Origin of the sequence: Muricoccus harenae (assembly GCF_009848505.1) — a bacterium.
Classification (GTDB): domain Bacteria; phylum Pseudomonadota; class Alphaproteobacteria; order Acetobacterales; family Acetobacteraceae; genus Roseomonas; species Roseomonas harenae.
The window spans coordinates 12,265-38,188 of record NZ_WWDL01000012.1; the positions used below are offsets into that span (position 1 = coordinate 12,265).

Here is a 25,924-nt window from a genome sequence, read left to right on the forward strand (position 1 = left end):
GTTGGCGACGCGTCCCCCGCGCAAGCCCCGCCTCGGCGGGCCCGGCCCGGCGGGACGCGATGACCGGCCGCCCGGCAACCAAGGCCAGCGCCTGCCCCGCGCCGGGGCGGACGGCGAGCCCAACCCGCTGCCAAGCCGGGAGAAATTGCGCGCCTTCCTCCGCACCGCCACGGGCCGTGTCGGCAAGACGGAGATCAGCCGCCATTTCGGCCTCTCCACCGATCAGCGCCCTGCCCTGCGCGCCCTGATGGCCCAGCTGAAAGAGGACGGCAGTATCGCTCCCGTCGGCCGCCGCACCGTCCGCCACAGCGCCACCCTGCCCGACATGGCCGCGCTGGAGGTCTTCGGCACCGATGCCGATGGCGAGCCCATGGCCCGGCCCATCACCTGGGAGGGCGTGGAGAAGCCTGTCGTCTACATGCGCCCCGAGCGCCCAGGGCAGCCGGCCCTGGCGCCGGGCGACCGCGTGCTCGCTCGCATCACGCGAGTCGGCGGCAACAAATATGAGGGGCGCACCTTCAAGCGGATCGGCACCGGATCGCCGTCGCGCATCCTCGGCATCTACGGCAACGGCCTCGTCGAGCCCGTGGACCGCCGCGCCCGCGCCAGCTGGGTCATCCCCCCCGGCCAGGAAAACGGCGCAGAGGATGGCGAGCTGGTCCAGGCCGAGCCCATTCCCGGCGGCTCGCGCGAGCGCTTCATGGGGCCGAAGCCCGCCCGCATCGTCGAGCGGCTGGGCCGCATGGACGAACCCCGCGCCGTCTCCCGCCTCTGCATCGCCGCCCATGGCATTCCGGACGAATTTCCGGAGGAGGTCATCCAGGCGGCTGAACGCGCCCGGGCCGTGCCACTCGGCAGCCGCGACGACCTGCGCGACACGCCCCTCGTCACCATCGATGGCGAGGATGCGCGCGACTTCGACGACGCGGTCTTCGCCGAACCCGATGGCGATGGCTGGCGCATCATCGTCGCCATCGCCGATGTCGCGCATTATGTCCGCACCGACGCCCCGCTGGACCGCGAAGCGAAGCACCGCGGCAATTCCGTCTACTTCCCCGACCATGTCGTGCCGATGCTGCCGGAGGCGCTCTCCAACGGCTGGTGCAGCCTGAAGCCGGAGGAGGATCGCGGCTGCCTCTATGTCGAGATGCGTTTCGACCGGGAGGGCACGAAGACCGGCCACCGATTCGGCCGTGGCCTGATGCGCTCCGCCGCACGCCTCACCTATGAGAAGGTCCAGGCCGCGCGAGATGCCGCCGAGGACGCGGGGCTGGAAAAGGACCACATTGCCCGACTCTACGGCGCCTTCGAGGCCCTGCTGGCCGCACGCCTGCGGCGCGGTACCCTCGATCTCGACATCCCCGAGCGCCGCGTGATCCTGGACGACCAGGGCAAGGTGCTCTCCGTCGCCCCGCGCCCGCGGCTCGACAGCCACCGGCTGATCGAGGAGTTCATGGTCGCCGCCAATGTGTGTGCGGCCGAGGAGCTGGAGCGGCTGCACCAGCCCTGCATGTACCGCATCCATGACCGCCCCTCGGACGAGAAGATGGAGACGCTGCGGAGCTTCCTCGGCGGCTTCGGCATCACCCTGCCTCCATCTAACCAGGTGAAGCCGCGCGACTTCGCCCAGGTGCTGGACAGGATGAAGGACGCGCCCGAGTCGCGCCTGATCAGCGAGACCATTCTCCGCGGCCAGTCCCAGGCCGAGTACAATCCGGAGAACATCGGCCATTTCGGCCTCGCCCTGCCGCGCTATGCGCATTTCACCAGCCCCATCCGCCGCTATGCCGACCTGCTGGTGCACCGCGCCCTGATTCGCGGCCTCAAGCTGGGTGACGACGGGCTGACCGACGCCGAGGCAGGCGGGATGCAGGACATCGGAGAGCACATCACCAAGACCGAGCGCCGCGCAGCGCTGGCCGAGCGCGACGCGGTGGACCGTTACCTCGCCGCGTACATGGCAGACCGCGTAGGCGCGCAGTTCTCCGCACGCGTTTCGGGCGTGACACGCTTCGGGCTCTTCGTGACACTGGAGGAGAACGGCGCCAGCGGAATCGTTCCGATGAGTGCCCTTCCGGACGACCAATGGCTTCACGAGGACGCGGCGATGCGCCTGATCGGCCGCCGCACCGGATTGACCTTCACGCTCGGACAGGAGGTCGAGGTGCGGCTGGCGGAAGCCGTGCCGCGCACCGGCAGCCTGACCTTCCAGCTTATGCAGGGCGATCCCCGCGCGACGCGCGGTGCCCGGACGGGCGTGCCGCCACGCGGCCGGCAGAAGATCACCGCGCGCAAGCCGAAGCCGGGCAGCGAGAAGCGCCGGCACTGAGCGCGCCGCGGGACCTCTTCCGCCGGGCACTGCGCTTGGCGCGGCCGCTGCTGGCCGGGGCAGCACTGCTGGCGGCCCTCGCCTCGCCCGCCCAGGCGCAGGACATGGCTGCCACATTGCGGGCCGCCTTCGCGGCCATCGCCGAACGGCATCTGGAGGTCACGGAGCCGCCGCTGGTCGGTCTCTGGGCGCTGAGGGGGCTGGAGTCCATCGACCCCTATCTCTCGGCCACCCGGCGCGGCCAGGCGCTCGTCCTCGCCTTCTCCGACCAGCTCTCGGCCGATCGGCTGGCTGGCAACAGCCCGTACAGCGTCGCCGACGCCGTGGCCGCCCTTTACACGGAGGCCGAGCGGCAATCGCCCGCCCTCCGCCGCGCGGGCCGTCAGGCCATGCTCCAGGCAGGATTCGAGGAGGTGTTCAACCATCTCGACCCCTACAGCCGCTACACCACGGCGGAGGATGCCCGGCAGGGCCGCGAGCGGCGGCTGGGCGCGGCCGATCTCGGCCTCACCCTCGTGCGGGCCGGCCGGAACGGCGTCGCGGTGGGTGAGGTCACGAGGGACGGCGCGGCCGCGCAAGCCGGACTCCGCCCAGGCGATCGCCTGCTGGAAGCGGATGGCATCACCATCGGCGCGGAGGATCTGGGCCAGGCGCTCGCCGTGTTGGAAGGCCCGCCGGGCAGCAGCCTGCTGCTCACCGTCCGGCGCGGGCGGCGGAGACTGGAGCTGCTGCTCACCCGACGTGCCTCGCCGCCTCTTTCGGTCTCGGCCGAGACGCGCGACGGCGTGCTCTGGCTCCGCGTGCCGCTCTTCTCTGCCGCCACCGCCTCGCAGCTGGACCGCGCCCTGGGGGACATTCCGGCCGAGGTCGCGCCGCTCGGCGTGGTGTTGGACCTCCGCGGCAACCGCGGCGGGCTGCTGCAGCAGGCGATCCAGGTGGCCGATTCCTTCATCAGCAGCGGCCCGCTGGCCTTCACTGAGGGACGCCACCCCGATTCGATCCGCCGTTTCAACGCCAGCGGCTCGGATTTCGCCAATGGCCGGCGGCTTGTGGTGCTTGTGGATGGCCGCACCGCCTCGGCCGCCGAGGTGGTGGCAGCAGCGATCGGGGACCGCGGACGAGGGCTGGTCGTGGGCAGCAGCACCATGGGCAAAGGGCTGATCCAGATCCTCGTCCCCCTTCCGAATGGGGCCGAGCTGGCACTGTCCTGGTCCCGCATCCTGGCGCCCCTGGGCTGGCCGCTGCAGATGCTGGGCGTGCTGCCCGTCCTCTGCACCAGCAGGGGCGAGGAGGAGACGGCGCGGAACCTGGCGACGCTGGGCACGCCGGACAGCCCGATGGCGGTCCCCCTCGCCCGCGCCCGTGCCGCGCGGGCGCCGGTGCCGCTGAGCGAGATCGCCGCGCTCCGCAACGCCTGCCCACCCAGCGAGGGCCGGGACGCCGACTTCGCTGTCGCCCGTGCGGTGCTGGAGCGACCAGATCTTTATCACGCCGCCTTGGCCCGCTGAGGCCCCGGCCGGCGCCTTTATGCTTGACGCGCGCGCGTCGGCCGCTAGGTTGCGGCCCCTTCGCGAACCGGCGCCGGCCGGTGAACGCCCCTGTGGAATCGAGTCATGGCCAAGTCCAACACCATCCAGATCCGCCTCGTCAGCTCTGCCGACACTGGCTACTTCTACGTGACCAAGAAGAACACGCGGAACGCGACCGGGAAGATGGAGAAGAAGAAGTACGACCCGGTGGCGCGCAAGCACGTCACCTTCCGCGAGGCGAAGATCAAGTAATTGCCGGGCGGGCCCTCGCCCGCCCTTGCTGCGACTTCCACAGAGACGCCGCGCAGGGGCCTCCCTGCGCGGTTTTCGTGCGTGCGGCCTTCACTCAGGATGGTGGCAGATGGCCTCCACCGGGTTGCCGGCCGGGTCCTTCAGGAAGGCCGCGTAGTCCCTGGGTGACACGCCGGGCGCAGCCCGAGCGCGCCGTGATCCGTTCCGCCTGCTGCCAACGCTGCGTGCCAGAAGGCCTCCACCGACGCACGGCCTAGCGCCTTAACGCACCAATGCCATCCGGGAACCGCACCCGGTGCGCCGGCGACAGGATGGAAAGGTAGCTCCGCCCCGGGTTCTTGCCATCGCCGCATCGTGGAACCGCTCTGCGCGGCCCAACCCCGAGACGGCGACGGAGATGTGGTCGAACATCCCCGGCCCCGGCCCGCGTTCAGGCAGCCTCGGCGCGCAGCACCACCCGGCCGGTTACCTTGCCGTCCCGCAGCCGCTGCAGCACCGCATTCGCCTCTGGCATCGGCTCGGTGGTGACGGGCAGCGCTGCCAGCTTGCCTTCCTTTGCCAGGGCCATGACGGAGCGAAGATCCGCCAGGGAGCCGACATAGGAGCCCTGCACGGTCAGGGCGCGGATGGCCATGAGCGGAAGGGGCAAGGTCAGTTCCCCGCCGAAGAGGCCGACCTGCACCAGCACGCCGCCCTTGCCGAGGGCATCGAAGGCGAAGCGGGCGGTGGCACTGCCGTTCACCAGGTCGATCACCGCCAGCGCCGGCCCGCCGCAGGCAGCCACGATGGCTGCCGTCGCGTCACCCTGCGCCAGGACCGTGTCCGTGGCCCCGGCTGCCTTGGCGGCTTCCAGCTTCTCCGCCGAGAGGTCCACCGAGACGATCCGCTTATGGCCCAGTGCCTTCAACATATGGATGGCGTTCAGCCCCAGCCCGCCCGCGCCTACGAGCACCACCGGACGGTCCGGCGGTATCTTGCCGAGCTTCTTGATCGCCGAATGCACCGTGATGCCGGAGCAGGCATAGGTCGCGGCCACCTCCGGACGGATCCCGTCCAGCGGCACAAGATACTGCGCATCCGGCACCAGCACATGCGTCGCGTAGCCGCCATGCCGGTAGATGCCGAGGGTGCGCGCCGCATTGGGGCACATGTTGTCTTCCCCGGCCGCGCAGCGCTCGCATTTCCCGCAGCCGATCCAGGGGAAGACGACTTTCATCTCCCCGGCCGCGACACCCTTCGCATCCGGCCCCATCGCGGCGACGCGGCCGACGATCTCATGGCCCATGGCCAGAGGCAGGGACATGCCGCGATCCTGCATGGAAAGCCGGCCGCGGCTGCCGAGGTCATAACCGCCTTCCCAGATATGCAAGTCCGAGTGGCAGACGCCGCAATGCGTCACCTCAATCAGGACTTCGGTGCCCTTGGGCTCCGGCGTCGGCCAGTCCAGGGCCTGCAAGGGTTGGCCGGTCTCCACCACTGCCCAGGCGCGCATTCGGTCGTCCTCCTGATCCTTTGGAGGGATGGCACACCGCCGCTCCGGTCAGGTCAAGCGCCGACCCCTGGTGCCGACGGCCCGATGGCGCTACTGCCGCCCGACTATTTCGGAGGAAAACGCCATGGAACGCCGCGCCCTTCTGGGCCGGGCCGGACAGGCCGCGACCCTTGCCGCCGGTACCGCAACCCTCGCCGCACCCGCTATCGCCCAGACGGCGCAGCCAACGCTGCGCTGGCGCTTCACCTCGTCCTACCCCCGTACGCTGGACGCCATCTTCGGCGCCGGCGAGGTCTTCGCCCGGGCCGTGGCGGAGTTGACGGACGACCGGTTCCAGATCCGCGTCTTCTCCGCGGGCGAGATCGCGCCGCCGCTCCAGGCGCTGGATGCGGTGCAGTCCGGCAGCGTCGAATGCTGCCACACCACCAGCTTCTTCTACACCGGCAAGAACGAAGCCTTTGCCTTCGCTACCGGCCTGCCCTTCGGCCTGAACACGCGCCAGCAGAATGCCTGGATGTATCAGGGCGACGGCATCGAGCTGATGAACGAGATGCACCGCAAGTTCAACGTCTACGGCATGCCGCTGGGTGCCACGGGCGCGCAGATGGGGGGCTGGTTCCGCAAGGCGCTCGGCCCCGCGAGCGACCTGAAGGGGCTGAAGATGCGCCTCGGCGGGCTGGCGGGCGAGGTGCTGTCGCGCCTTGGCGGCGTGCCGCAGCAGATCGGCGGCGGCGACATCTATGCCTCCCTGGAACGCGGCACGATCGACGGCGCCGAATGGCTCGGCCCCTATGATGACGAGAAGCTCGGCTTCGTGCGCGTCGCGCCCTTCTACCACTACCCCGCCTGGTGGGAGGGCGGCGCCAGCACCTATTTCTACGTCAACCTGGACCAGTGGAACGCGCTGCCGAAGTCCTACCAGGCCGCCATCCGCACCGCCTGCGCCGAGGCCACCCACTGGATGGTGGCGCGCTACGATATTCGCAACCCGGACAGCCTCCGGCGCCTCATTGCCCAGGGCGCGCAGCTCCGCCCCTTCTCGCGCGACATGATGGACAACTGCCTGCGCGTTTCGCTCGAGATCGAGAAGGAGCTGGTGGCGAAGAACCCGGATTTCGCGAAGATCCACGAGAGTTGGTCCAAGCACCGCGACGACATGCGGGCCTGGCACCGGGTGGCCGAACTCTCCTTCGACAACTACGTCGCCCAGGCCAGCGCACGGCGCTGAGGACGAAGGGAAATCGGGGCGCAAGGGGATCGACTGGCGGGGGGCTGGTGCGGCATGAAGGCACCGGCCCCCAGGCCCAGGGGCCGGATCAGTGCCAGGACGACCCCCGCCATGCCCCGCATCCTCCGCATCGCCGCGGCCCAGATGGGCCCCAACCAGCGCGCCGACAGCCGCGAGGCGATCCTCGCCCGCATGATCGCCCTGCTCGAGGAGTCGGCGGACAAGGGCGCGAAGCTGGTGGTCTTCCCGGAACTGGCCTTCACCACCTTCTTCCCGCGCTGGCTGCTCGAGGGCGCGGAGCTGGACGCCTATTACGAGACGGCCATGCCTAACCCGGCCGTGCAGCCCCTTTTCGATCGCGCCCGTGCGCTCGGGGTGGGGTTTTATGTCGGCTATGCCGAGCGTACCGAGGACGGAAAGCGCTTCAATAGCGCCATCACCACCGCCCCCGATGGCTCGATCATCGCGAAATACCGCAAGGTGCATCTTCCCGGCTCGGTCGAGCCGCGCGCGGGTGACCGGTTCCAGCAGCTGGAGAAGCGCTACTTCGAATACGGCGATCTCGGCTTCCCCGCCTTCCGTGGTCCGGCGGAATGGGGAGCCCCCGTCATGGGCATGCTGGTCTGCAACGACCGGCGCTGGCCGGAGGCCTGGCGCGTTTACGGGCTGCAGGGCGTGGAGCTGATGCTGATGGGCTACAACTCCGCCGCCTATGACCCGAATGGCGGCAGCACCGAGAATGAGGAGATCCGGAGCTTCCACTCGACGCTGGCCGCGCAGTCCAACGCTTATATGAATGCCACCTGGGCGGTGAGCGTGGCCAAGGCCGGCAATGAGGACGGCTCCGGCCTGATCGGCGGCTCCGTCATCGTCGACCCGAACGGGGTGGCCGTGGCGCAGGCGAAGACCCTGGGTGATGAGGTGCTGGTGGCGGATTGCGACCTCGACCTCTGCCGCCAGGGCAAGGAGAAGATGTTCAACTTCGCCGCCCATCGCCGGCCAGAGCATTACCGCCGGATCGTGGATCAGGTGGGTGCAGTGCCGCCGGCCTGAGCCCGCCGAGGCGTCGAGAGCACCGCGAAATCAGTCCGACACAGCGCGGGCACGCGGCGCTCAGGGTCACACTAACTAGTTTACAAAGCTTTCTGACTTCAGACACTGTGTTGCACCGCGTCGCAGCAGAATCGCGCCGCAACGCCTGTTTTGAGGCTCAGGAGGCTTCTGGATGACCAGATTTGGTAAACTTGCCTTTGGACGCCGCGCGGGGCTGACCGGCGCAGCGGCTGCTACCGTGGCGCTTGGCGCCCCTCGGTCCGCGAAGGCCGCGGGCAAGCGTATCTTCGTCCTTGTGCACGGCGCCTGGCATGGCGGGTGGTGCTACCAGCGCGTTGCCGACAAGCTCGCAGCGGCTGGCCACAAGGTCTACACGCCGACGCTCACGGGCCTCGCCGACCGCTCGCACCTCATGCGTCCCGACATCACGCTGAAGACGCATGTGGATGACATCGTGAACCTGATGAAGTGGGAGGACCTTACGGACATCGTCCTGTGCGGGCACTCCTATGGCGGTGCCGTGGTGTCCGGCGTGGCTGAGGTCATGCTGCCGCAGATCGCCTCGATCGTGTTCCTCGATGCCTTCATGCCCGAGAGCGGGCAGACCATCATGGAGCTTTCGCCGGCCAGCCGGGACAACGTGTTGGCATCCCAGGCGCGCGGCGTGATCTCGCTCCCGGCGCCGCCGGCGCGGGTCTTCGCCGTGAACCCGGCCGATCAGGCCACGGTCGACGCCAAGTGCACGCCGCAGCCGATCCGAACCTTCACCGAAGGCCTCACCATCACGGGTGCCCGGGAGCGGGTGCGCAAGAAGACCTATGTCCGAGGCGAGCAATATGCCCGCGACGCCTTCGACGCCTCCTACGAGAAGGCCCGGCGCGACGCCTCCTGGACGGCGCACCGCCTGCCATGCGGCCACGACGTAATGCTCGACATGCCGGACAGGACCGCCGAAATCCTGCTGCAGGCAGCCGCGGATTAGGTAGGGCACGCCGAACGGCAGCCGAGCGGAAGAGGCGGGAGTGGCAGGCGCGGGTCGGCACCCCGGGGGAAAGCCCCTTATCGCGGGCGCCGTCTGCGCCCCTGGGTCGCTACCGCTTCGGCGCCGCCGGGGCGCGCGCCGAGACGAGTGCCCGCCGGATCTCGGCCTCGGCCTCGCCAAGCGCCTTGGTGGCGGCCACCCGGCGCTCGCGGCCTTCCTGCGCAATCCGAAGCGAATCCTCGATCGTCGAGACCAGGGCGACATTGGCCTTCTGCACCGCCTCCAGATCCACCACCCCGCGCTCGATCTCCGTCCGCACTTCGATATTCGCGCGGCGCAGCCCCTCTGCATTGGCCGTCAGCAGCTCGTTCGTCAGGTCTGTTGCCGCACGCACCGCCTGCCCGGCCTCGCGCATGCGCTGTAGTGCGAGCGCCTGCGCCAGCTGCGTGCGCCAGAGCGGAACGGTATTGGCCAGCACCGAGTAGATGCGGCCCGCCAGTGCCTTGTCGTTCTCCTGGATCAGCCGGATCGAGGGCAGAGCCTGCATCGCGACCTGGCGAGTCAGCCGCAGGTCGTGCACGCGGCGGTCCAGGTCCTCCCGCGCCGCGCGGAGGTCCCTCAGCCGCTGCGGTGCCAGGGCGTCATTGGGATCCTCGGCGGCGCGCTCGGCAGCCGGGATGGCCTCGGCATCGGTGCGCGCCAGCACAGCCTCGCCCGCCGCCACATGGTCGGCCAGGGAATGGAACCAGCCCAGCGTCGCCTCATAGAGGCGCTCCAGCCGCTCCACATCCTCCATCAGCCGGGTGCGATGCGTGTCCAGCTTGTCGCCGATCGCCTCCACCTGGCCACGCACGCTTTCGTAGCGCTGCAGGATGGCGGCGGTCTCGGTACCGGCACGGCTGAACAGGCGGGCGATCAGGCCGGGCTTGGAATCCAGTTTCGTCACGTCAAAGCCGCGCAGGGTCGCCAGCAGCTTGGACAGGGAATCTCCCGCCTCGCCGACCGAATCGCTCCGTGCCGCGCCCAGCATCGCATCGGCGGCCGAGGCCGCGCGGCCCTGCGCCTCCTGGCCGAAGCGGGTGATGCTGACGGGGTCGTTCAGGTCGATCCGGCTGGCAAGTTCCGTCACACGTTCCGGCGCAGGTTGCAGCGTATCCTCGCTCACGCGATCCCCTCCTGATGCAGACGGTCCTGAAGGACCTTCACCTGGATCTCCAGCGCCTCGGTCTCGGCGGCGCGCAGATCCTCCGCGGACTGCCGGGCTGCCCTGGTGAGGTCCTCCAGCAGGACCGGCAGCGTCTCCGGCGGGCGGGCGCCCTGGGCCAGGCGCGCGGCGATGCGCTCGAGCCCGTCCACCCCCACGACCAGCACCCGCCGCGCCTGGCCGGCGGCATCGGGGCGCAGCGCCAGCTCATCCAGCAAGCCGCGCATGGCGGTGGCGGGCGGGAGCAGCCGCGGATCGCTGGCCTGCAGGGCGGCGATCCGGGCGCGCAGCGGGTCCAGCGAATCCGGCGGTGGCGCCGGCTGCGGCGGTGGAGGCGGCGCGGCCTCGGTCACCCCCTCGTACAGCAGGCGGGCGCCACCCCAGGCCATGAGGCCGAGCACCACGGCGCCGACCGGTCCCGTACCTCCCGCGAAGCCGGCCGCGAGCCCCGTTCCCGCCCCGAGCAGTAATCCGGCGCGGCGCGCGTCGCCGTGCCGGGCACGGGCGAGCCGCGCCATCGCCAGCCCCACACCTGCGAGCCCGGCGACGCAGCCGCCGATCAGCCGCCCCTCCCCGCTCGCGAGGGCGAAGAAGAAGGCCGGGATGAAGGGCAGCGCGAAAAGGCCGATCGGGATGCCGCGCAAACCTGTCCACCAGCGCGGCAACTTGTCGAACCCCCGGTAGGGGCCGCGGGGCGCGTTCAATCGAATAGCCTCACCAGCACGTGGATGAAGGACAGCAGCCCGGTGAAGCCCAGGCCGGCAGCCAGGAGCGCCAGTCCAGCAAGGCGCCGTGCGGGGGTGGGGAGGAGGACAGGATTCATCGCGCGCCGAAGATCGGCCCGCGGGCGCCTTGCTTCAAGCTCCCGCGAGCACCAGGGCGCCGCCGACCCGCAGCAGCGCGGTTGGCGGCACCTGTTCGCGGCGCGGTGCCGCGGTGGAGGACTGCACCAATAGCCCGGCCCCGGCGGAGGAACGCCCCGCCGGGTTCCGGCGACGGGCTCGCAGCCTCTACAGCTTCACCCGCAGCATCCGGGCCAGCTCACCCACGATGCCGGCACGGAAGGCGAGGACGCAAAGGACGAAGATGCAACCCTGGATGACGGTGACCCAGGCGCCAAACGGAGCGAGGTAAGTTTGCATGCCGACCACGGCGGCGGCGCCGATCACCGGCCCGAAGAGCGTCCCGAGACCGCCCAGCAGCGTCATCAGCACGACCTCGCCCGACATGGCCCAGTGGACATCGGTCAAGGTTGCGATGCCCACCGTAATGGCCTTGGCGCCCCCCGCGATACCGGCGATCCCGGCCGAGAGCACGAAGGCGACGAGCTTGTAGTCATCGGTCCGGTAGCCCAGCGAGGTGGCGCGGGGCTCGTTCTCGCGGATGGCGGTCAGCACCTGGCCAAAGGGCGAGTTGATGACGCGGTGGATCAGCAGGAAGCCCAGCAGGAACAGGCCCGCGATGAACCAGTAGAGGCTCATATCGGCCCGCAGGTCGATCAGGCCCAGGAAGGCACCGCGCGGGATGGCCTGGATGCCATCCTCGCCGTGGGTGAAGGGCACCTGCACGCAGACGAAGTAGATCATCTGGGCCAGCGCCAAGGTGATCATGGCGAAGTAGATGCCCTGGCGGCGGATGGCGATCCAGCCGAACACCAGGCCAAGCCCTGCACCGGTGACGCCGCCGAGCAGGATGGCGAGCTCCGGCGTCAGCCCCCAGACCTTGGCCGCATGGGCCGCGACATAGCTACCCATGCCGAAATAGGCGGCGTGCCCGAAGGAGAGCAGGCCGACATAGCCGATCAGCAAGTTGAAGGCGCAGGCGAAGAGGGCGAAGCAGAGCAGCTTCATCAGGAACTGCGGGTAGAGAAAATAGGGGCAGGCGATCAGAGCCGCCACCATGATGAGCAGCGCGATTCCCTGCGCGCGGGTGAAGCCGAAATAGCCCTGGTGCGTCGCGACGGGCGGGATCCCGGCGGCCGGGACCCCGGGCGGCGCGGTGGTGGCGGATGCCATGATCAGGCCCTCCCGAAGAGGCCGGCGGGGCGTGCGAGCAGCACGATCGCCATAATGACGAAGATGACGGTGGCGGAGGCCTCCGGGTAGACCACCTTGGTCAGCCCCTCGACGAGGCCGAGCGCGAAGCCGGTGAGCACCGAGCCGAGGATGGAGCCCATGCCGCCGATGACCACCACCGCGAAGACGGTGATGATGAAACTCGACCCCATACCCGGGTTCACGGAGTAGATGGGGGCCGCCAGCACGCCTGCGAGCGCGGCCAGCGCCACGCCCCCGGCATAGGTCAGCGTCACCATGCGGGGCACGTTGACGCCGAAGGCCTGGACCAGCGGCGCATTCTCGGTGGCGGCCCGCAGATAGGCGCCGAGCCGGGTCTTCTCGATCACCAGCCAGGTGGCCAGGCAGACCACGAGGGCGGCGACCACCACCCAGACGCGGTACTTCGGCAGCATCATGAAGCCGAGGTCGATCGGTGCTCCGGTGAGCGAAGTGGGGGGTGAATAGGGCAGACCCGAGGAGCCGAACTGGTTCCGGAACAGCCCTTCGATGATCAGGGCAAGGCCGAAGGTCAGCAGCAGCCCATAAAGATGGTCCAGCTTGTAGAGCCGCGAGATCATCAGCCGCTCGATCACCACGCCAAAGGCGCCGACGATCAGCGGCGAGAGGATGAGCGCCCCCCAATAGGGGATGCCCAGCCAGTTCAGCAGCATCCAGGCGACGAAGGCGCCCATCATGAACTGTGCGCCATGGGCGAAGTTGATGACGTTCAGCATGCCGAAGATAACGGCCAGGCCCAGCGACAGCAGCGCATAGAAAGCGCCGTTCACCAGTCCGAGTACGATCTGCGGCGCCGACATCTCAAGTTGGAAAAGCAGTTCCTCGAGCAAGGCGCGTCACCCGTCATGGGCGGGGGGCACGAGGCCCCCCGCGTTGCTGGTCAGGTCCGAACGAGGGAGCAGCCGCCCTCGGCCATCGGGCGGAACGCCTCCTCGGCCGGGGTGGTGCGGATGAGCTTGTAATAGTCCCAGGGTCCCTTGCTCTCCGCCGGTGACTTCACCTCGAAGAGGTAAGAGGGATGCAGCTTGCGCCCATCCTGGCGGATGCTGCCGGCGCCGAAGGCGTCGTCATCCGTCGGCATGGCCTTCATCCGCACCACCGTCTCCGCGCCGCTGGCCTTGGCCTGGGCGACGCCCATCTCGGCCGCCACCTTGAGATAGTGCAGCGCCGCGCTGTAGCAGCCCGCCTGCCACATGGTCGGCATCGCACCACCGAGTCCGGACTTCAGCTTGTTGGACAGCGCACGGGTGCGGTCGTTCAGGTCCCAATAGAAGGTTTCACTCAGCGACAGCCCCTGCGCCGTCTGCAACCCAAGGCTGTGCACGTCGCTGATGATCATCAGCAGCACGGCGAGCTTCTGCCGGCGCGTCAGGCCGAACTCGGCCGCCTGCTTCACGCTGTTGATCGTATCCACGCCCGCATTTGCCAGACCAACGACCTTGGCGCGGGATTGCTGCGCCTGGAGCAGGAAGGAGGAGAAGTCGGTCGTGCCCGGAAAGGGATGCCGCACCGAGCCCAGAACGCGCCCGCCCGCCTTCTTGACCACGTCGCCCGTGTCCCGCTCGAGGGCGTGGCCGAAGGCATAGTCCGCGGTGATGAAGAACCAGCTGTCGCCGCCGGACTTCACCATGGCGCCGCCGGTAGAATTGGCAAGCATCCAGGTGTCATAGGTCCAGTGGATGGTGTTCGCGTTGCAAGCCGGCCCGGTGAGGTCGGCGGTGGCGCCCGTGGAGTTGAGCATGATGTTGTTCTTCTCCTTCACCACGCTGTTCACAGCGAGGGCGCAGGAGGAGGTCGCGACATCGATGATTACATCCACGCCGTCGCGGTCGATCCACTGGCGGGCGATGGTGGAGGCGACGTCCGGTTTGTTCTGGTGGTCGCCCATCAGAACTTCGACATTGATGCCGCGGCCCGTCACGCCGCTGTCCTGCACCGCCTGGCGCACCGCGGCCACCGAGCCCGGCCCGCAGCCGTCGCGATAGGTGCCGGACATGTCGGTGAGCACGCCGAGTTTCAGCGTGTTGTTCGCCTGGGCGCGAGCGCTGCGCCAGGGCAGCGCGCCCAGTACCGGGAGGGCGGCGGCCCCACCCAGGATCGTACGGCGGTCGATGGTCATTCCGGTTCGTCTCCCAAATGCTTCTGCTTGTTATTCGAGGTGCGCGGCGCCTTCAGGCGCCCACCTGCCTAGACCCCGAGATAGGCGTGCAGTCGTTCCAGGCTGCCAGCCATCTCCTGATTCGTGACGCTGTCGACGACGCGCCCATGCTCCATGACATAGTGCCGGTCGGCCACTGTCTGGGCGAAGCGAAAGTTCTGCTCCACCAATAGCACAGTGAAGCCGCGCTGCTTAATCTCCCGGATCATCCGGCCGATCTGCTGTACGATCACGGGCGCAAGCCCTTCCGTCGGCTCGTCCAGCAGCAGCAGTGGCGCCCCGGTCCGCAGGATGCGCGCGATCGCCAGCATCTGCTGCTCGCCGCCCGATAGCTTTGTCCCCTGACTCCGCGCCCGCTCCTTCAGGTTCGGGAAGAGCGCGTGGATGGTCGGGATATCGAGCCCGCCGCTACGCACCTTCGGCGGCAGCATCAGATTCTCGGTGACGTCCAGGCTGGCGAAGATGCCGCGCTCTTCCGGGCAATAGCCGATGCCGGCGCGGCCGATCTGGTCCGGGCTCATCCGGATCGTCTCGCGCCCCTCGAAGACGATCGAGCCACTGCGACGGCCGACCAGCCCCATGATAGCGCGCAGCGTGCTCGTCTTGCCCGCGCCGTTGCGGCCGAGCAGCGTGACCACCTCGCCCGGGCGGATGTCGAGGCTGACCCCGTGCAGAACATGGCTCTCGCCGTACCAGGCCTCGAGATCCCGGATGGCGAGCATCATGTCGGTCGTTATGCCCGGCATGGCGGGCGGCAGGACGTCAGGCATGCGCCGCCACCTCGCCCTGGGATCCGCCGGAGACCGACGGGTCGCTGCCGAGATAGGCCGCGACCACCTCCGGGTTGCGCGAAACCTCGGCATATGGCCCCTCGGCCAGCACCCGCCCGCGCGTCAGCACGGTGATGGTGTCGCACAGCCCTTCCACCACCTTCAGGTTGTGCTCGACCATCAGCACCGTCCGTCCTTGCGCCACACGGCGGACCAGCGCCACGATGCGGTCCACATCCTCATGAGTCATGCCTGCGGTGGGCTCGTCCAGCAGCATCAGGTTCGGATCGAGCGCCAGCGTGGTGGCGATCTCAAGGGCCCGCTTGCGGCCATAGGGCAGCGTGCCCGCCGGGGCCTGGGCGTAGACGCTCAGCCCCACATCAGCCAGCAACTCCATCGCACGGTCGTCATAGCGCCGCAGCACCGCGTCACTGCGCCAGAAGTCGTAGCTGCCGCCCCGCTCACGCTGCAGCGCCACCCGCACGTTCTCGAGTACCGTCAGATGCGGGAAGACCGCCGAAATCTGAAAGGACCGGACCAGGCCGAGGCGCGCCACCTCAGCCGGCTTCATCGGCGTGATGTCGCGCCCATCATAGCGGATCACCCCACGGCTGGGCTGCATGAACTTGGTTAGCAGGTTGAAGCAGGTGGTCTTACCGGCACCATTGGGGCCGATCAGCCCATGGATCGTCCCCCGCCTAATCCGCAGCCCAACATCGGAGACCGCGACAAACCCGCGGAACTCCTTCGTCAAACCCTCCGTCTCGAGGATGTAATCCCGCACTCGGTCCGCCTCATTCCCTGTGCGCCGTCTACGCGGCTGGAACGAAACCATGCCGGGCCGGCCTGGGCCGCGCAAGCGGATTGCAGAAGGGGTGGAGGCGGCAGGGGAGGTGTGGTCGGAGTGACGGGTTCCGGACCGGCGCCGCCCACCGTGCTTGGCTACCCGCCTTTCAGCGAATACAGGGGCTTACCTGCCTTTCGACCAGCCTCTGCGCTGCGCTTTTCTGCGCTTCTGCTCATGTTCAGCAAGGACTCGTTCGTTCCGTCGGTGGCCGCCGGCCGAACCTCACACTGGGTGGTGCCATAGCTTGCCAGCGGCCTTCGCGGAAGTATGTCGCCGCCTTTGGCTATCCGAGCGTGTCGGCTTAAGGCACCGGCTGACGCGCCTTGCCGCGGCAACTGCCGGCCGGCCAGTCAGGCCTCCCCATTTTCGGTCGGGCGGCCGGGCCCCTCGCCCGGAGGCGCACTTCCCGCCTCAAATGCCCCCTTCATATGACAGCAGTTCCATAGCACCTGTGTGGCTCAGCCCGACCACTTGCGAGCCCACTGCGCGAAGATCAGCCTGCCAGGCTGCGTCGGCTTGCGGCAATGCACCAGCACCATCGCAGGATTGCCGACACTTGCTGACACCTCAGTCAGGCATGTCCATCAAGCGGAATGGCCTCTTGGATCGGACTAATCCGTTCGGGCTACCCCCATATTGCTTCTTGGCGTGTCAATGCCATGGCGCAAGATGCAGCAGAACCGTCCGACGCAGGGGGATATGTGGTGCCGTTCCTTCAGAATTCGCGCGGCGGATCTGAGGCTCCGTCGATATCGCTGAGGGATCGGAGTCATGCGACCGAGTGCGCTCCTGGTCTGCATGCGGCGGGAGCCGTCATCGCTGCCCAAACCTCATGCTTCTCGGTCCGCCGGGCGATTACGGGAGGGCACAGACAAACACGGTGCGAGCACCTTTCCACGGTCGCCGCAGCGTCTCGGAGCAACTGGCGGGATCGAGGAGGGCCCATGACACGGCGAGCACCTTGTTGGCCGGAGGCTCGGACACACTCAACCTTCTCGGGCATCGCGTAGATCGATGACGGGATCACGAATAGCTGCACTGCACGGCCGCAGGCCCATCGGACGGCGTCTGACGCCGCCGTTTCGCGTGGACTGCCGCGTGCATCCTGCAGAGGCCGCTCCCAGCTCGCACTGCTGCGCAGCAGCCCTCCAGCTGCCACTTACCCGAGCTGACTCGGCCCGGCACCGGAGGAACGCCGCAGATGTGGGATAAGCCGACATTGATGCGGGCGTCCTGGACCGTGATCGACCAGGGGATCGTCAGTGTCGGAACCTTTCTGGCCAGTATCCTTCTGGCTCGGCACCTTCCAGCCACCGAATACGGGACCTATGCCCTGCTGTTCGGCGGGATGTTCGCGCTGCAGCTCATCAACGCCACCGTTCTGTTTCATCCACTGTCGGTTCTGCTGGTCCTTGCCCATGAATCGGAGCAGCCAAAGTTGCTGAAGACGACGCTTGTGCTGATCACCGGCCTTTCCGCGGTGCTCGGAGCGTTCCTCGGCTTCGCTCTGCTCCTCTTCGGCCGATCCGACCTCATTCTGCCCGCGCTGTCGTGTTTCCTGCTTTGGCAACTTCAGGAAGGCATGAGGCGTGGACTACTCGCTGAATTCCGCCACCGCGTCGCCTCGATCGGCGATGCAGTAAGCTATCTGGGCCAGGTCGCAGTCATCCTCTGGCTGGCAACATGGGCGACGCTCGATCTGACGAATGCGCTCTATGCACTAGCCATAACCTCGGGACTGGCAGCGGCTCTGCAATGCTGGCAACTCCGTATCCGCTTCAGCACCACTCTCGCGCTGCGGCGCACGATGACAGAGTTCTGGGCCGTCGGCGGCTTCTGGGCACTCGGAAACGGGCTTCTGTCGAGCCTCCGCTACCAGATGCTGTCATGGGCGCTGACGATCGGCGCCGGTCCTGCGGCCGCGGCAAACCTGCAGGCCGCCCTCAATATCGTCAACTTGTCCAACCCGCTCATAATGGGCCTATGCAACATCATCCCTCAGGCCGCGGCACAAGCCAGCACGGGCGGCATGATGGCGGCATGGCGGGCGACCAGACGATATCTCGTCCTAGCCGTGCCGCCGCTTCTCGCCTTTGCTTCGGTGGTCTTGATCGCACCCGAGCAGATCCTCCAACTCGTGTATGGGCCGGAGTCGGTGTATCTTGGCCTTTCGCTCCCAGTTCGTCTGCTGATCATCGCCGCCCTCGCCGGCTACTCCACCGACCTGGTCGTTTCCTTCTTGCACGGCTTCAAGGCCGTACCGTTCGCTTTCGCTATCAACGCAATCGGCGCGCTGACGACGGCCGCCCTTGCCCTGGCTTTGATCAAGCCGTTTGGGCTTACCGGGAGTTGCCTTGCGCTGATCGGAGCGAATGCTGCGCGGCTCGTCGCCACGCATGTCGTGTTGACGCGAATAGCCGCAAGCGAAGATCGCCAGCCGGCATGATCACGGACATGTCCCCTTTGTCGAAGACCACGGCTGAATTCTCGGCGCTGGCTCGGGCAAGGGCTAGCACCCTGAGTGCCTCAGCCGGTGCAGGCGAGTACCTCAGGCCCCTCACTCCGTGTCCACCTGACCACGAGGCACTTGGTACTAAACCGGTCCAACTTGCTGAGCCGACGCATTTCACTGGCGAGACCCGCCTCAGCCTTATCACCCCCATTCGATCGCGCAGCCTGCTCGCAGGTTCGCTCGCCCGGAGACGGAGCCGTCGACGACATTGGGAGCCGAGCGATGCATGAGAAGGAAAATTTCATTCAGTGGCTGAGAGCGCTCGCGGCGATGGAAGTCGTGATCTGGCACTCAGATCTCGTGGCGAAGCATTTCTCGCCCATGAAGATTCAAGGCTCGCCTTACGATTATCTCGGCGGCTTCGGAGTCGAACTTTTCTTCATCATATCTGGCTACGTCATTTGCCTCAGTGCACCGCGATACGCGACGGGCACATCCTTCATTCTGGCGCGCTTCGCCCGCCTGGCGCCTGTCTACTGGTTCTTCACCGCGATGGTCTTTCTGGCTAGTTGGATCAATCCGCAGTGGAGCCAGGGGTCGCTCGACTCCTCTGGGACCGCGATCGCGAAATCCCTGCTGTTCCTTCCGCAGCTGGAGATGCCGATTCTGGCGCCGGGCTGGTCGCTTGAGCATGAGATGATTTTCTACGCAGTCGTGGCGCTCTGGCTTATGGCGTTCGGTACGCTGAGAGCCGCAGGGCAGACCGGCGTGGCAATCGTGCTGCTCGCGTTTGGATGCGCAGGCTTCTTTCTCGGCACCGGCTTAGCCAGACGCCTTTGGGACTACCACGTCCTCAGCCCGTACATGCTGGCATTCGCCATTGGCTGGCTTTTCTGTCTGGCACACGCGGCAGTCGGGCGCTCAAAGATGCTGCTGTACGTTGCCCCTTTCGCCATCATGCTGCTGCTTGCGATAGCGCCCATCGAGCTCGGTGAAAGGCCATTACTGCACCGCATCGCGCTCGCAGCAGCACTTTTCGTCTTCGCCTGCAGCATGCGCAGCCTGCTTGAAGCTGCAACTCCGCTCAACCGCATGATGGCGCGAGTTGGGGATGCCTCTTACAGCATCTATCTTTCTCATTGGTTCGGCCTCTCCGTCATCGGTAAATTGCTCGGCTTCATCGGTCCGGCCGGCGGTTTCGATGCGCTGGCGCGATTGCTGGCCGCGCTCGTTTGCGTTGCAGTCGGGCTTGTGATCTTCGAGCGTTTCGAGGGTCCTGTAGATCGCTTTTTAAAGGGCGTGATACGGCCGAAACGGGAGCCTGCTTCGAAGCGGGCCGCTGACACCATTCCCGCTAATGCGGCACATGTGATCATTCGAGGGCCAAGGCCGGCTGGTCCTCCGCACGGTTTGATCGGCAGGGATTACTCCTCGTGAGCTCCTAGCGCGGCTACACTGGACCGGGATCATGATGAATCGCCGGGATCGAGTTATGAAACCAGGGTAAAGGAGTGAGCTTGCCAGGTAGATGTATCCGCTTGCTGACGTCGCAGATGGAAGCTGCGACGTCGCCGGGGGAGGGAGAAAATAGGTGGCTCGTCAGACCGTCCTGAAGCAACAGAAAGCGGCACGCTCACGCCGCTGCCAGCGCCACCGCAGGGAGAAGGTTCAGGTTCATCAACCGCTCCAAGTACCAAAAGCCTAGCTGACCAATGGAAGTTGAAGAACGCCGCTCCCCTTGCACAGCAGTAGTGCGTAATGGAGGAAACAATGCCGAACCACAACAAAAGCCGATCTAAAGGCACAGGAAAGTGCCTTATTCTTGCAACAGGGTCCAGCCTCCAGTATCGGACCCTCAGATGTGCGGCGGCATATTTTGACGAAGCCTATGTACTTGGTACTGCTGAAGCACGGCCACTTTCCTTATCATTCGCCTGCAAAGGCTTTTATGAAACACCGGTCGGTAAAGACCATATCCACGATCTGAGTATTTCCCTCGTAAACAAAATATGCTCGGAGATGAGGATCGGGCACGTACTTCCAAGCGACGGTTCAACAACGCGCTATTTGACTGCCTCCAAGGGTTACCTCAACCCAATATGCTATCCAGTTCCAACCACACAAACCTTTGACACGCTGGACAATAAACTCCTTTTTACTGAGCTCTGCGGAAGCTTGAACCTGCCCTGCCCGGCCACATACTTCGCCGAGAACGAAGCAGCGGTTCTAGAACTGGCTCGGCGAGGAGAGATAACTTCGCCATCCGTGGCAAAGCCCCTCAACATGTTTGGCAGCTTCGGCGTGACCAAGCTTGTTTGGAGTTCACCGACTGACTTGGTTGGACAGGTTACATACAAGCCCATCCTCATTCAAAAATACATCGGCGGCATAGACGTAAGTGCGTTTTTCCTGTGCAGGCAGGGAACAGAAATCGCGTCCGTCCTTTACCGTAAAAATCATCGGCAGCTTGAGTTCATCGAAATTCCGGAGATCATGGATGCATGCAGAAGAATTAACGAACACTTCAGGTATGACGGCGTTATCGGATTTGACGTTCGCATCAGCCCGGATGGGTCATTTTACTTTCTGGAGTGCAACCCGAGGTTCTGGTACAATATGCACGTAGCCTACATCGCCGGTCTTAACTTCGTGGCGCTGGGTTTCGGAAGCAGCTCATCGGCTGCTCCTCCATTAAGCATCAAGGGTGTTTCCGTGATAAACCCAAAGCCTCTGTTGCGAAAAATAGCAACGCCTTGGAAGCTAGATGATCTGGATAGGCAGGCGCTTGGCTACTTCAGGCATGATCTTCTGTCGAACTTGTGGATGCTGCAGCAAAGAATGAGCCGAGATGGACGGGTAGCACATGGGCAGCAACTCTGACGCGGGCATGCCCCTGGCCCTGCGGTAGGCGTGGTCAGGGTAAGTGTCATCTGAGACCTGCGCGCCGCGGCGAGTTACGTCCCCGTTCGGCCGGATCGTTATCGCTATACCGGCACCACCGAGGCTTAGAGCCTCCGCGCTAAGTAGAGGTCCGCTCGGCCGCTAGAACATGCAAGCACTGCGAACCGGCATAGTATCGTTGCCGCAACATCCTTGCTCATCACCGTCTGCATGGAACGTGCGGGCGAATGAACTCCACACAGACCATAATGACGGCTGCTTCCCTGCTCCATCCTAGCATGGTCCCGCTTTACGCTTGAGCACCCAAACCGCTCCTGCTCGCGCTTAGACAATCGGCCCAGACAGACAGGATCTCGGCTGTGCACCTGATCCTTACGGCAGGTCAGCCTAAAGTCGAAGTGTCGCATGTTCGCAAAATGCCAGAGGTCATGTTCGAACGGCGCGCCACTGCTTTGGCGATCTGACGTCCTTCTGGGTGCCTTTTCCGCCGCCGAGGCGCTTCAAGCCAAGTTGGGTGCAGTTCACTACCCGCGCGATGAAATGGCAGACGCAAGATCCTATGGCGAGTCCGCCACAGACCATAAGGGCGCTGGACTCTCCCATCGAAGCTTCTGCGGTGCGACGCCTCCCGACTCATCAGCAATGCACGCCCAGCGCTCGAGTCACACCTGTTGCGTGAGTTCTACAATATTCATCTCGTTTCAGGGGAATGACGCCCCGGTTCTGTTCCTTCTGGTCAGCAGTTCAACGTCAATAGTTCGTGACATCCAACTCGACAATCAAAATCCTTTGATCATCCGTGTCTAAATTATGATACATCAAGGCGTTTGAATTGATCCTGTCTCAATAATCATCACGCTCGCGCCGAAGCGGACCGTCCCAAACGCCCACATCTCTACCAGCACGGGATAAGCGTTCGAACGCGATCATCCAGCGGGGGAATGTCCCGGCAGAAGGCTCAACAGACGAGAGCAGGACAACGCTCCCCTGCTCTGAGGTTGCATTTCATTGTGGTCAATAATTCGTTTGTCGAACGTCCATCGGCGGTTATTGTTTCTCAACGGCAATATCTTCCCCCAAGCCGTTGGCTCGCTCACCACGGACTTCAGACCGTCTGCACGTTCTGATTGAACCTGCTCGTCCATGACGCGCGACCTTTAGCAAGGACTGACCCAGCATGTCCCAAAAGCGTCACACCGAATGGAATGATCCAGAACCCATCAATGCGGTCTTGGTAGCCTCGCAGAGGCTGTTCCGAGAAGCACTCCAACGCATCCTTGAGGCTCCACCACTGACAGTGGTCGGCCAGGGTCCAACCTTGGACGACGCCCTCACCCACCTCCCCCCCGGCACCCCCCTACACCTGGCCATCTATAATTTTGCCTCCGACGCAGAGGCGGAACGCGAGCTGGTGAATGTCCAAGCCTCGCGCGAGCGGCATCCGGGCATGAAATCGATCGTCCTGACTGATTGCCAGGAGCCAACGGTGCTGCTGAAGGCGGTACGCATCGGCGTCGAGGCCTTTCTCTCCCGAAATGTCTCTGTCGACGTTCTGCATCGGACACTGGAACTCGTCCTCCTGGGCCAGTATCTCCTGCCAACCGGCCTCGCCAACTTGCTGCTGGATCCGGTACGGGCGCCCCCCACGCCTGCCCCCCAAAGCGAGGCCAGCCCGCCCCCGCTGGAGCTCGCCCTACCTGATCAGCGGCGTACTACTGCGCTCACCCCGCGCGAGTGCGAAATCCTGCAGTGCATCACTGACGGCCGATCGAACAAGGAGATCGCACGCGACCTCAACCTTACCGAGGCGACCGTGAAAGCGCATGTGAAAGCACTGCTTCGGAAGACACAAATGACCAACCGCACGCAGGCTGCAATTTGGGCAGTCTCGCGGAACTTCAACTTCGGCGGGAATGTGGCGGCCGATGTACCGTCACCTCTCGCTCCTGAACATCAAGCAGTCTTTTCGCCGATGACCATGCCGATCCGCAAAATGATCGACATGGCCTGAACGGAACACTTCACTGCCGACTGCATTTAGATCCGCGCGGTGCCATCAGCACCGCGCGTATGCATCCTCAAGCCGGACGATGTCGTCCTCTCCCAGATACGAACCAACTTGTACCTCGATAAGTGCCAGCGGGATCCGTCCCGGGTTGACGAGGCGATGCACGCAACCGAGTGGCAGGTAGATGCTTTCGTTCTCCCGGAGTAGCACCTCCTCGGTATCCCGCACCACCAGAGCCGAGCCCTCGACCACGACCCAGTGCTCGGCACGGTGGAAATGCTTCTGCAGGCTGAGCATCTTACCCGGCTCGACGACGATCCGCTTCACCTGAAAACGGGATTGCAGGATGAGCGTTTCATAGAAGCCCCAGGGCCGGTAGCAGCGGTTGTGGCTCAGCGCTTCCTTGCGCTGCGTTCCCTGCAGGCGGCGCACAACCTCCTTCACCTGCTGCGCCTGGTCCCGATGCATCGCGAGGACCGCATCCGGGGTGACGACCACAACCGCATCCTTCAGCCCGACGACGGCCGTCAGGATCCCATCACTCCGGACGTAGCAATCCTCCGACTTCACGAGCAATGTGTCGCCGACGGCAACATTGCCCTCCTTGTCCTTCTGACCAAATTTCCAGATCGCGTCCCAGCTGCCAATATCGCCCCAGCCCATATCGGCCGGCACAACGGCCGCATGGCTGGTTCGCTCCGCCACCGCGTAATCAAGGCTGAGGCTCGGAGCAGCGCTGAAGGCGGCGAAGTCAAGCCGGATGAAGTCAAGATCCTGCCTGCACTGCCGCACGGCATCATTGACGCGCTCCGCCACCTCCGGCGCATGCTCCCGCAGTTCCCGCAGCAAGCTGCGGGCCGTGAAGACGAACATGCCGGAGTTCCAGAGATGCCGGCCAGACGCGACAAAGCCCGCCGCGACATCGGCAGGCGGCTTTTCCTCGAACCGCGTCACGACATGGGCACCTGGCACAGCATCGAGCGCCGCGCCGACCTCGATGTACCCGTAACCGGACTCCGGAGCCGTCGGCTGGATTCCGAAGGTCACGATGCTTCCGAGCCGCGCAGCAGCTGCGGCCACTGGGAGCAGACGGTGCAGAGCCTCTGTGTCCGCGATCATGGCATCGGCGGCCATGATCCATATCATCGCGTCCGGATCCTCTTCGGACACCAGCAGTGCCGCTGCCGCCGCCGCCGCCGCGCTGTCACGGCCAACCGGCTCAAGGATGATGCGAGAGTCCGTGACTCCCGCGGCAGCGAGCTGCGCTGCAACCAAGAAGCGATGCTCCTGGTTGCAAACCACGACCGGTGGGGCAAAGTCTACTCGACCAGCCGGATCGGTGCAGGCCCGCAGCACCGTCTCCTGCAGCATGGTCCTGTCGGAGATCAACGGCCACAGCTGCTTCGGAAAGCTCTCGCGCGAAACAGGCCACAGGCGTGTTCCGGAGCCCCCCGACAGGATGACAGGCACGATCCGGGTAGCCACAGGCACGACGTCATTCGTCAGTACTTCGTTAGCCCGAAGCAACTCGAGGCCGAGCTCGTCACTGACCAGCGCCGGATGATGTTGAGAATTCACGTGCATCGATGTGATCCTTGTGAGTGGCTACGAGGCAGCGTCCTACTCGGCGCCAACCGCCAGTTCCGACCGCTCGGCCAAGCGTTCAGCGAAGTACGCAATCGTCCGCCGGAGCCCCTCCTCCAGTGGCACGCAAGGCTCCCAGCCCAGCACCTGTCGTGCTCGGGTAATGTCGGGACAGCGCTGCGTCGGGTCGTCCTCGGGGAGCGGGCGGTTGACGATCCTGGAGCGCGCCCCGGTGAGGGTGATGATCTGCTGAGCCAGGGTCTGCATCGAGATCTCATGCGGATTGCCGAGGTTGATCGGGCCCGTCACATCGTCGTCGGCGTTCATCATCGCGATCATGCCGCCGATAAGATCGTCGACGTAGCAGAAGGCGCGTGTCTGCTGTCCGTCACCATAGATGGTGATGTCCTCGCCACGCAGCGCCTGAAGGATGAAGTTCGACACGACCCGCCCGTCACTGTCGTGCAGCCGCGGGCCATAAGTATTGAAAATTCGGACGACGCGAATCCTCACCCGGTGCTTTCGTGCATAGTCAAAGAAGAGAGTCTCCGCGCACCTCTTGCCCTCGTCGTAGCAAGCGCGCGGACCGAGCGGATTGACGTTGCCGCGGTACTCCTCGGTCTGCGGATGAACATCGGGATCACCATAGATCTCGCTGGTCGACGCCTGGAGAATGCGCGCTCCTACCCGCTTGGCCAGGCCAAGCATGTTAATAGCTCCGACGACGCTGACTTTTGTCGTCTGCACCGGGTCGTACTGGTAGTGCACCGGAGAGGCCGGGCAGGCCAAGTTGTAGATCTCGTCCACCTCCACATAGAGTGGCAAGGTGATGTCGTGGCGGAGCACCTCAAATTGAGGATGCGACATGAGGTGGGCGATATTCTCGCGCCGACCGGTAAAGTAGTTGTCGACACAGAGCACGTCGTGTCCGGCGCCGAGGAGGCGTTCACACAGGTGCGAACCTAGGAATCCGGCGCCGCCTGTGACCAAGATCCGCTTGTGGCCTGTCTTCATGGGGGTCCCTCTGTGGCTGGACTGATATCGTCGCCGGGCGCCAGGA

At 65.6% G+C, this 25,924-nt stretch carries 21 protein-coding genes; 10 read left to right on the forward strand and 11 right to left on the reverse strand.

Features of this window, described 5'->3' with window-relative positions:
• The first annotated feature begins 1 nt into the window (after position 1).
• The 3 genes from rnr (at position 2) to rpmG (ending at position 4,110) form a co-directional block, all read left to right on the forward strand.
• Positions 2-2,329, forward strand: coding sequence for a ribonuclease R (gene rnr / locus GSE44_RS10520; RefSeq protein ID WP_235924704.1), 2,328 nt, complete (start codon positions 2-4; stop codon positions 2,327-2,329).
• 35 nt (positions 2,330-2,364) lie between these two features.
• Positions 2,365-3,837 (forward strand): S41 family peptidase, encoded by a 1,473-nt coding sequence (locus GSE44_RS10525; protein ID WP_159348756.1) that lies wholly within the window; start codon positions 2,365-2,367, stop codon positions 3,835-3,837.
• Positions 3,838-3,942: 105 nt separating this feature from the next.
• The gene (rpmG, locus tag GSE44_RS10530; RefSeq protein WP_140881882.1) at positions 3,943-4,110 is read left to right on the forward strand and encodes a 50S ribosomal protein L33; all 168 of its coding nucleotides are present in this window, start codon (positions 3,943-3,945) and stop codon (positions 4,108-4,110) included.
• A gap of 430 nt (positions 4,111-4,540) precedes the next feature.
• Here rpmG and GSE44_RS10535 read toward each other — a convergent pair whose 3' ends face one another.
• Positions 4,541-5,602 (reverse strand): alcohol dehydrogenase, encoded by a 1,062-nt coding sequence (locus GSE44_RS10535; RefSeq protein ID WP_159348757.1) that lies wholly within the window; start codon positions 5,600-5,602, stop codon positions 4,541-4,543.
• Between the two features lie 124 nt (positions 5,603-5,726).
• Here GSE44_RS10535 and GSE44_RS10540 point away from each other — a divergent pair, with 124 nt between their 5' ends.
• The 3 genes from GSE44_RS10540 (at position 5,727) to GSE44_RS10550 (ending at position 8,865) form a co-directional block, all read left to right on the forward strand.
• On the forward strand, positions 5,727-6,830 hold the full coding sequence (locus GSE44_RS10540; protein WP_159348758.1) for a TRAP transporter substrate-binding protein: 1,104 nt from the start codon (positions 5,727-5,729) through the stop codon (positions 6,828-6,830).
• A gap of 111 nt (positions 6,831-6,941) precedes the next feature.
• A complete protein-coding gene (locus tag GSE44_RS10545; protein WP_159348759.1) occupies positions 6,942-7,883 on the forward strand; it encodes an N-carbamoyl-D-amino-acid hydrolase in 942 nt (313 codons plus the stop codon).
• 172 nt (positions 7,884-8,055) lie between these two features.
• Complete coding sequence (locus GSE44_RS10550; protein WP_159348760.1) at positions 8,056-8,865, forward strand: alpha/beta fold hydrolase; 810 nt, start codon at positions 8,056-8,058, stop codon at positions 8,863-8,865.
• Between the two features lie 109 nt (positions 8,866-8,974).
• On the opposite strand, the gene GSE44_RS10555 is transcribed toward GSE44_RS10550, so the two are convergent.
• The 8 genes from GSE44_RS10555 to GSE44_RS10585 form a co-directional block, all read right to left on the reverse strand.
• Positions 8,975-10,030, reverse strand: coding sequence for a toxic anion resistance protein (locus tag GSE44_RS10555; RefSeq protein WP_159348761.1), 1,056 nt, complete (start codon positions 10,028-10,030; stop codon positions 8,975-8,977).
• Positions 10,027-10,773, reverse strand: coding sequence for a hypothetical protein (locus GSE44_RS10560; RefSeq protein ID WP_159348762.1), 747 nt, complete (start codon positions 10,771-10,773; stop codon positions 10,027-10,029). The genes GSE44_RS10555 and GSE44_RS10560 overlap by 4 nt, the downstream gene beginning before the upstream one ends.
• Positions 10,770-10,892 (reverse strand): hypothetical protein, encoded by a 123-nt coding sequence (locus tag GSE44_RS26225; protein WP_268893648.1) that lies wholly within the window; start codon positions 10,890-10,892, stop codon positions 10,770-10,772. The genes GSE44_RS10560 and GSE44_RS26225 overlap by 4 nt, the downstream gene beginning before the upstream one ends.
• 187 nt (positions 10,893-11,079) lie before the next feature.
• The gene (locus tag GSE44_RS10565) at positions 11,080-12,084 is read right to left on the reverse strand and encodes a branched-chain amino acid ABC transporter permease (RefSeq protein WP_159348763.1); all 1,005 of its coding nucleotides are present in this window, start codon (positions 12,082-12,084) and stop codon (positions 11,080-11,082) included.
• A gap of 2 nt (positions 12,085-12,086) precedes the next feature.
• The gene (locus GSE44_RS10570; protein WP_457852163.1) at positions 12,087-12,974 is read right to left on the reverse strand and encodes a branched-chain amino acid ABC transporter permease; all 888 of its coding nucleotides are present in this window, start codon (positions 12,972-12,974) and stop codon (positions 12,087-12,089) included.
• Positions 12,975-13,024: 50 nt separating this feature from the next.
• On the reverse strand, positions 13,025-14,263 hold the full coding sequence (locus GSE44_RS10575) for an ABC transporter substrate-binding protein (protein ID WP_159348764.1): 1,239 nt from the start codon (positions 14,261-14,263) through the stop codon (positions 13,025-13,027).
• Positions 14,264-14,331: 68 nt separating this feature from the next.
• Positions 14,332-15,072, reverse strand: a complete 741-nt coding sequence (locus GSE44_RS10580) for an ABC transporter ATP-binding protein (protein ID WP_159348765.1) — start codon at positions 15,070-15,072, stop codon at positions 14,332-14,334.
• Positions 15,065-15,856: an ABC transporter ATP-binding protein gene (locus GSE44_RS10585; protein WP_235924705.1), complete on the reverse strand. Its 792-nt coding sequence runs from the start codon at positions 15,854-15,856 to the stop codon at positions 15,065-15,067. Before GSE44_RS10585 ends, GSE44_RS10580 begins: the two co-directional genes overlap by 8 nt.
• Before the next feature lie 1,264 nt (positions 15,857-17,120).
• Between GSE44_RS10585 and GSE44_RS10590 the strand changes: the two genes are divergently transcribed.
• The 4 genes from GSE44_RS10590 (at position 17,121) to GSE44_RS10605 (ending at position 23,283) form a co-directional block, all read left to right on the forward strand.
• Positions 17,121-18,365: a lipopolysaccharide biosynthesis protein gene (locus tag GSE44_RS10590; protein WP_159348767.1), complete on the forward strand. Its 1,245-nt coding sequence runs from the start codon at positions 17,121-17,123 to the stop codon at positions 18,363-18,365.
• A gap of 288 nt (positions 18,366-18,653) precedes the next feature.
• The gene (locus GSE44_RS10595) at positions 18,654-19,808 is read left to right on the forward strand and encodes an acyltransferase family protein (RefSeq protein WP_159348768.1); all 1,155 of its coding nucleotides are present in this window, start codon (positions 18,654-18,656) and stop codon (positions 19,806-19,808) included.
• Positions 19,809-20,141: 333 nt separating this feature from the next.
• Positions 20,142-21,251 carry an ATP-grasp domain-containing protein gene (locus GSE44_RS10600; protein WP_159348769.1) on the forward strand — a complete coding sequence of 370 codons (1,110 nt, stop codon included), beginning with the start codon at positions 20,142-20,144 and terminating at the stop codon, positions 21,249-21,251.
• Between the two features lie 1,339 nt (positions 21,252-22,590).
• Positions 22,591-23,283 (forward strand): helix-turn-helix transcriptional regulator, encoded by a 693-nt coding sequence (locus GSE44_RS10605; RefSeq protein WP_159348770.1) that lies wholly within the window; start codon positions 22,591-22,593, stop codon positions 23,281-23,283.
• A gap of 45 nt (positions 23,284-23,328) precedes the next feature.
• On the opposite strand, the gene GSE44_RS10610 is transcribed toward GSE44_RS10605, so the two are convergent.
• Positions 23,329-24,864, reverse strand: a complete 1,536-nt coding sequence (locus GSE44_RS10610) for a mannose-1-phosphate guanylyltransferase/mannose-6-phosphate isomerase (RefSeq protein ID WP_159348771.1) — start codon at positions 24,862-24,864, stop codon at positions 23,329-23,331.
• Positions 24,865-24,900: 36 nt separating this feature from the next.
• Positions 24,901-25,878 carry a UDP-glucuronic acid decarboxylase family protein gene (locus GSE44_RS10615; protein WP_159348772.1) on the reverse strand — a complete coding sequence of 326 codons (978 nt, stop codon included), beginning with the start codon at positions 25,876-25,878 and terminating at the stop codon, positions 24,901-24,903.
• Positions 25,879-25,924 lie beyond the last annotated feature (46 nt).